At 34.9% G+C, this 6,469-nt stretch carries 8 protein-coding genes; 7 read left to right on the forward strand and 1 reads right to left on the reverse strand.

Annotation, left to right across the window (positions count from 1 at the left end; translation table 11 throughout):
- Positions 1-7: 7 nt before the first annotated feature.
- Positions 8-649 (reverse strand): leucine-rich repeat domain-containing protein, encoded by a 642-nt coding sequence (locus BUC06_RS21005; protein WP_073336223.1) that lies wholly within the window; start codon positions 647-649, stop codon positions 8-10.
- 52 nt (positions 650-701) lie between these two features.
- Between BUC06_RS21005 and gldB the strand changes: the two genes are divergently transcribed.
- The 7 genes from gldB (at position 702) to BUC06_RS21040 (ending at position 5,520) form a co-directional block, all read left to right on the forward strand.
- Positions 702-1,685: a gliding motility lipoprotein GldB gene (gene gldB, locus BUC06_RS21010; RefSeq protein ID WP_083564153.1), complete on the forward strand. Its 984-nt coding sequence runs from the start codon at positions 702-704 to the stop codon at positions 1,683-1,685.
- Positions 1,686-1,873: 188 nt separating this feature from the next.
- Complete coding sequence (gene gldC / locus BUC06_RS21015) at positions 1,874-2,200, forward strand: gliding motility protein GldC (protein ID WP_073336225.1); 327 nt, start codon at positions 1,874-1,876, stop codon at positions 2,198-2,200.
- 31 nt (positions 2,201-2,231) lie between these two features.
- Entirely contained in the window at positions 2,232-2,792 is a 561-nt protein-coding gene (locus BUC06_RS21020) for a hypothetical protein (RefSeq protein WP_073336227.1), read from the forward strand.
- 10 nt (positions 2,793-2,802) lie between these two features.
- Positions 2,803-3,945 carry a cystathionine gamma-synthase gene (locus tag BUC06_RS21025; protein ID WP_262487940.1) on the forward strand — a complete coding sequence of 381 codons (1,143 nt, stop codon included), beginning with the start codon at positions 2,803-2,805 and terminating at the stop codon, positions 3,943-3,945.
- 19 nt (positions 3,946-3,964) lie between these two features.
- Positions 3,965-4,447, forward strand: coding sequence for a nuclear transport factor 2 family protein (locus BUC06_RS21030; RefSeq protein WP_073336239.1), 483 nt, complete (start codon positions 3,965-3,967; stop codon positions 4,445-4,447).
- Positions 4,448-4,452: 5 nt separating this feature from the next.
- Positions 4,453-4,905 carry a GNAT family N-acetyltransferase gene (locus tag BUC06_RS21035; RefSeq protein ID WP_073336231.1) on the forward strand — a complete coding sequence of 151 codons (453 nt, stop codon included), beginning with the start codon at positions 4,453-4,455 and terminating at the stop codon, positions 4,903-4,905.
- Positions 4,906-5,013: 108 nt separating this feature from the next.
- The gene (locus tag BUC06_RS21040) at positions 5,014-5,520 is read left to right on the forward strand and encodes a DinB family protein (protein WP_073336233.1); all 507 of its coding nucleotides are present in this window, start codon (positions 5,014-5,016) and stop codon (positions 5,518-5,520) included.
- Positions 5,521-6,469: the final 949 nt, after the last annotated feature.

The raw sequence follows: 6,469 nt of genomic DNA on the forward strand, positions 1-6,469 counted from the left end.
TAATAATTTAAAGATCGGTTCCGAAAATTGTAACATCAGTTTTCGTTCCTTTCCTGATGTCTGTTTCCTTCATTTTATTTCCGCTTATGTTCAGTGTTTGAAGGGCTGGGTTTCCGGAGATATCAAGTTTTTGAATCTTATTGTGTTCAACGTTCAGTTTTCTCAGATTTTTGAGCACAGTGATATCGATGGTTTTTAATTGATTTAAAGATAATGTTAATTGATCAATTCTCGGAGTTTCCTTTAATGAGATATTCTCCAAAAGATTGTTGTCAAGATACAGTGAGGCCAGGTTTTTAAGTCTTTCTGCTTTAAAAGAAGACATTCCACATCCTGTACAGGAAAACAGCTCGAGATAGGCGAAATTGTCAAGTGAAACACTGGAGATAGTATTGTCATCAAGTACAATCATTTTAACATTGGGGAAAAAGCCCACATCTTCAGCGGACTTAATTCCTTTTTGAACCAAAAATAAATTATTGACGGCATTTGCTTCCTCCTGTTCCAACAAACCGTTTTTATTAAGATCGAAATTGTTCAGCACAGCTTTTTCAAAGTTTTGATCTTTAAAATTAAGTTTTTGAGCATAAAAAAAAGAAAATCCTGAAATAATCACGCAGAGGGTTGCAAATATTTTAATTTTCCTCATCGATTGTGTTTTTAATCCTTATTTTTGTACACTTAAATTTCATGTAAAAATAATGAAGATTTTTAGAATTATTGCCCTTTCTTCCATTTTAGTTCTTGCTTTGCATTCATGTAAAAAAGAACCCGAAAACCAGTGGAAAGTAGAAGTAAAAGATACTGCAGAAAAAGTTGAATTAACGGATATTTCCAAACAGTTTTACAATCAGGATATTCCTCTTGAACAATTTAAAGCTAAATTTCCATGGTTCCAGGGAACCGTTTCAGATGCCGATTTTGGCAAAAGAAGAGCTGATGTGGAAGAGATCAAGGTTTATAAAGAAGCAGCGGGCAAAATAGATGAAACCAAGCTTCAGAAAGAGCTTCAGGACCTGTTTGCTCATATAAAATATTATTTCCCGCAGTTCAAAAATCCTAAGGTTTATCTGTTTTCATCAGCATTGCAGATGGTTCAGGATCCTATTTTTTATGACTCAAAAGGAAATCTTCTGTTCATCGATATCACAGGATTTATGGGTGATGGCAATGCCAATTACAAAGGACTCGAATTATATTTTCAGAAGTCGATGAACCCACAGAATATGGTTCCTAAAGTTTCCCAGATTTTTGCCGAAAATATTGTAACAGAAGATCCGGATCATCAGAAATTCATAGATAAAGTAATTCTTAATGGAAAAATCATGATCTTACAGGATGCTTTCCTTCCGGATACGCCGGATTATCTTAAAATGAACTATACCAAAAAGCAGTACGATTGGGCGGTATCTAATGAATCCAATATCTGGAATTATTTTGTTGAAAGTAATCTCATCTTCGGGGATGATCCAAGATTGGTAGAACGTTTTATTTCTCCTGGACCTTTCTCAAAATTCTATACGGAAATTGATAACGAGTCTTCCCCACAAATTGGAATCTTTACCGGATGGCAGATCTGCAAAGCTTATTTCAGGCAGAAACCAGAAACCAAACTGGTGGATTTCTTAAAGCTTGACGGCACAAAGATATTTAATGAAGCAGTCTACAAGCCCAAAAAACCTTAACATTTAAAATACATCATAACCTTCAATTAATTTGAGGGTTATTTTTTTATGTGAAACCCGATATTTATTGCGGCTTCAACGAAAGAATTCTTTTTTACTTTAATCATCATTTCCTGATGAAGATAACTTCGCAGAAATTTTAGATAAGCTGAAGAAGTAGTAACTTTGCGGAAAAATTTTAGATTGATATGAGAAAAACTCAGATTACAATAGATGTAGAGTTGGATGAGAACCACATTCCTGAAAGCATAACATGGAACGCTCAGGACGGCGGGGTGGAAAAAGAGGAAACAAAAGCTACAATGATCTCTGTTTGGGATGATAAAACAATGGAAGCTTTAAGAATTGATCTTTGGACAAAAGAAATGCCCGTAGATCAGATGAAAATGTTTATTCATCAGATTTTGGTATCTTTAGGGAGTACATACCAGAGAGCTACCGGAGAAGAAGATGTCGCACAATGGCTGGAGCAGATTGCGGATGAATTCGCTATCAAGTCAGCCATCAGATCATAATATCAAAACTCCGCACCAATCACAAAATAATATGAAAAAAGCACTTTTACTCATCAGTACAGCGGTATTGCTTGCCGCATGCAGTAAAAAAGACGAACTCAAAGAAACAAAAACGGGAGACTCTGTTGTCAGGACAGAAAAACTTCCTGCTTCTGAAAATAGAGAAGTTTCCGGGACGGAGAAAATTTCTGAAAATGCAGATCTCGATGTTTATTTATTCAAAGAAAAGGAAATTCCTGCAGCGATGGTAAAGGGAAGCCTTCATCCTCATGACATGGAAGGAGAATCGATCATGGAGCTTGCTCCTGGTATGGATGATTTCATTAAAGGAAACGGCTCAGATATTGCTTATATAGATCATTCTCTGAAAAAAATCATTCTCAAAATCAATGGAAAGTTTGAAGAACTGAAAGAAACAGGGAAAGATCAATATGAAAACAGTGACTATCTGGTTTCTTACACAACGACTGTTCCTGAGAAGATTCCGGAAGAGATAGAAGCTGCAGCGTACGCTTTTAACGGAAAGCTGGAAGTAAAAAGAAAATCGGACAACGTTTCAAAAAGCCTTGACTTTTTTATGGCAGGCTTATAAAAATAAAAATATTATGAATTTTAATACAAAAGTTATTCACGGAGGGCAGCATCACGAGTCTGCAACAGGTTCTGTAAATGTTCCTGTATTTTTAACTTCTACATTTGCACAGAAAAGTCCGGGTGTCCATTCCGGATACGAATATTCAAGAGCAGCCAATCCTACAAGACAGGCATTGGAAGACTCTTTGGCAAGCATTGAGAACGGAGCAAGAGGTCTTGCTTTCGGTTCAGGACTGGCAGCTATCGACTGTGTGTTGAAATTACTGAACCCTGGTGATGAGGTCGTTGCTGTAGATGATCTTTACGGGGGTACATACAGAATGTTTACAAGACTTTTTGAAAAATATCAGCTCAAATTTACTTTCGTGAATTTTGATGATGTTTCTAAAATTGCTGATGTCATCACAGACAAAACCAAACTGATCTGGGTAGAAACTCCTACGAATCCTTTGATGAAACTGGTAGATATCAAAGCGGTAGTGGAAATGGCAAAAGGAAAAGATATTTTAGTGGCTGTAGATAATACTTTTGCAACACCTTATATTCAAAGACCTATTGATCTGGGAGCAGATATCGTGATGCACTCAGCTACAAAATACTTAGGCGGACATTCAGATGTCATTGCCGGAGCATTGATCGCAAAAGATGCTGAACTGGGAGAAAAACTTCACTTCATTCAGTTTGCAAGTGGTGGTATTTTAGGACCTCACGATTCTTATCTGGTTTTAAGAGGAATCAAAACTTTAGCATTAAGAATGCAGCGTCATTCTGATAACGGACTTGCCGTAGCTAAATATCTTGAAACGCATCCGGCAGTTGACCGAGTGATTTACCCTGGACTGGAATCTCATCCTCAGTACGAACTGGCAAAATCTCAAATGAGAGAGCCGGGAGGAATGGTTTCTTTTACTTTTAAATCAGGCAAAAAAGAAGACGCAGTTAAATTCTTGGAAAAAGTAAGAGTTTTCACTTTAGCAGAATCTTTAGGAGGAGTAGAATCTTTAGCCAATCATCCCGCATTGATGACCCATGCTTCTATTCCTGCTGATAAACGAGAGGAATTAGGTATTACAGATGATCTTGTTCGTTTAAGCGTTGGGATCGAAGATGCAGAAGATCTTATTGCAGATCTTGAGAAAGCTTTTTCTTAATACTTTAAAATATAATATAATGAGAAAGATTCAATTCTTTTTAATCTTAAGTTTTTTTAGTCAGATCGTATATTCCCAGGTAAAAACTACCGATGAATTATACAAAACAGCTAAAAAGCTGGACAGCCTGATCTTTGATATAGGATTTAATAAATGTGATCTTTCTCATTATAAATCTATAGTAAGCGACGACCTGGAGTTTTACCACGATAAAGGAGGAATTACTTCCGGAGAGAAAGCTTTTACTGCTTCCATTAAAAATAATATATGTGGAGGACCTAATAAAGTAAGACGTGATCTTGTTCCGAATAGTATGAAAGTTTATCCTTTGCACAATAATAATGTTTTGTATGCTTTCATAGAAGAAGGCGAACATGATTTTTTTGAATTTTCAAATGGAAAATGGAATCAGGGAAGCCGTGCAAAATTTACCATTTTGTGGATTCTTGAAGATAAGCAATGGAAAATGAAACAAGTATTGAGCTACGATCATCATTTATAATCAATATGAAGAATACCAGAAAAGCTACTTTCGAAGATATAAGTCAATTAGCGGAATTATTCGACCAATACAGGATTTTTTATCACAAAGAGTCTGATATCCATTCTGCGGAAAATTTTCTTAAAGAAAGACTCGAGAAGAGAGACTCTGAAGTTTTTGTTGCAGAGGAAGCGGGAAAACTGACAGGATTTGTCCAGCTCTATCCTATATTCTCATCCACAAGAATGCAGCGCTATTGGTTATTGAATGATCTTTATGTCAACGAAAACCATAGAGGGAAGGGATATTCCAAAGAATTGATTGAGCAGGCAAAAGAACTTTGCAGATTATCAGACGCTTGTGGAATCCTTCTGGAAACAGGAAAAAACAATGACGTAGGAAATCAATTATATCCTGCTTGCGGTTTTGAACGGTATGATTCAGTGAATTTTTATGAATGGACAAACAAAATAAATTAAAAATGAAGAATTAGAATGTGAATTGTTAATAGGATAGTTCAATCATCTTTTCTAAACCATCACCACTGATTTTTCATTCATCACTAATAACGTAATAACTCAAAAAATATGTCTGATTTTCAAAAATACATACAAAGATACCTTGATCAGATCCCTTCTGAAGATTGGATAGGAGAATTAAAAAGATCTGGGGAAAAAACGGTGGAGATATATTCTGCCATTTCCGAACAACGATCTATTTTTGCCTACGCAGAAGGAAAATGGACACTAAAAGAACTTTTGCTACATTTATCTGATACTGAAAGAATATTTCAATACAGAATTCTGGCTTTTGCAAGAGGGGAGAAGGCTGAATTACCCGGCTTCGATGAAGAAAATTATGCTGCAGCTTCTTTTGCCAATAACCGATCTTTAGAATCCTTACTTGATGAATATAAACTGATAAGAAGGTCTTCACAAATATTACTTGAAACTCTGGAGCCATCTGTTTTAAAAAATATAGGTAGGGCCAACGGAAACCAACTGACTGTAGAAACGATCGGAAAATTGATAGTGGGACACAATTATCATCACCTGAGCATTATTGAAGAAAGATATTTACCAGGATTGAAATAGTTTGATAGAGATGACTATGAGTAAGCATTATTGTATTAATGATTAATATTATAACTAAATTCATTCTCATGAAATTTTAATATTCTTTCATTTTCAGTTTTAAATTCTCCAATCAAAAATTACGTATTTGCCTTTATACATATATATAGGAATACTTCATTAAAAGTAAAAGAGCTTTTCAAACTTTTGTAGGCGCTAATTTAATAATCTTTTGATTCTACGTTGAAAGATCAGCCATTCTCTATTTTTCGTGACAGAAATTTCCTTTATCAGTAAAGTTTCAGAATGCATAATATATGTAGTTAAAAGTACTTCTGTATTCAAATCTTCGAAGATTATATTCTCTTCTTTATGGATTGAAGAAGTCCTATGCTGACTTTTTAAGCCTTATCTATGTACAAAATAAACAATAGGGCTGCACTTTGTATTCAAGTAGACTTTAAAACTAAACATAAGTTTAAATTTTTCTCTCTGCCAGCCAGTTGTTTATGCATTAATATGACGGGATGATGAATTTTATGTTAAATAAGTTTGTTTTGCGTTGTGATAAGTTGTTATCTTTGCCCCACTGAAAAACGCGAGTTGTTTAGTAGCACAGAAGAGCTTTTAGATAAGCGATACTATTTATGAAAATGCTTTTTAAGGGCTAGAAAATGATCTGATTAATTTTTAGAAATAAAAGTTGTGGGGTTTAAAAATTTTAGTATCTTTGCAGTCCGGTTAAACGGAGCGCAGAAGCAGTAAGGACGGATGTTTGTCAGGGAGTTAAGGTTACTTAAAAAACTTCAAATTTTCTTTGGAAAACATTTTGTCATTTAGAAATAAATAATTACTTTTGCAACCGCAAATAGAGAACATAACGACAGAAAAGCTTCTCTATGTTTTGCGGAAAGAAAAAAGATCATTGACATACAATATACAACCAAGTAAGAAAAAAACTAAAGCGTAA

Source organism: Chryseobacterium carnipullorum (assembly GCF_900142785.1).
GTDB lineage: Bacteria > Bacteroidota > Bacteroidia > Flavobacteriales > Weeksellaceae > Chryseobacterium > Chryseobacterium carnipullorum.

Coding starts and splice junctions, on each gene's coding strand:
- BUC06_RS21005 (WP_073336223.1), bottom strand. CDS start 649: ATGAGGAAAATTAAAATATTTGCAACCCTCTGCGTGATTATTTCAGGA.
- gldB (WP_083564153.1), top strand. CDS start 702: ATGAAGATTTTTAGAATTATTGCCCTTTCTTCCATTTTAGTTCTTGCT.
- gldC (WP_073336225.1), top strand. CDS start 1,874: ATGAGAAAAACTCAGATTACAATAGATGTAGAGTTGGATGAGAACCAC.
- BUC06_RS21020 (WP_073336227.1), top strand. CDS start 2,232: ATGAAAAAAGCACTTTTACTCATCAGTACAGCGGTATTGCTTGCCGCA.
- BUC06_RS21030 (WP_073336239.1), top strand. CDS start 3,965: ATGAGAAAGATTCAATTCTTTTTAATCTTAAGTTTTTTTAGTCAGATC.
- BUC06_RS21035 (WP_073336231.1), top strand. CDS start 4,453: ATGAAGAATACCAGAAAAGCTACTTTCGAAGATATAAGTCAATTAGCG.
- BUC06_RS21040 (WP_073336233.1), top strand. CDS start 5,014: ATGTCTGATTTTCAAAAATACATACAAAGATACCTTGATCAGATCCCT.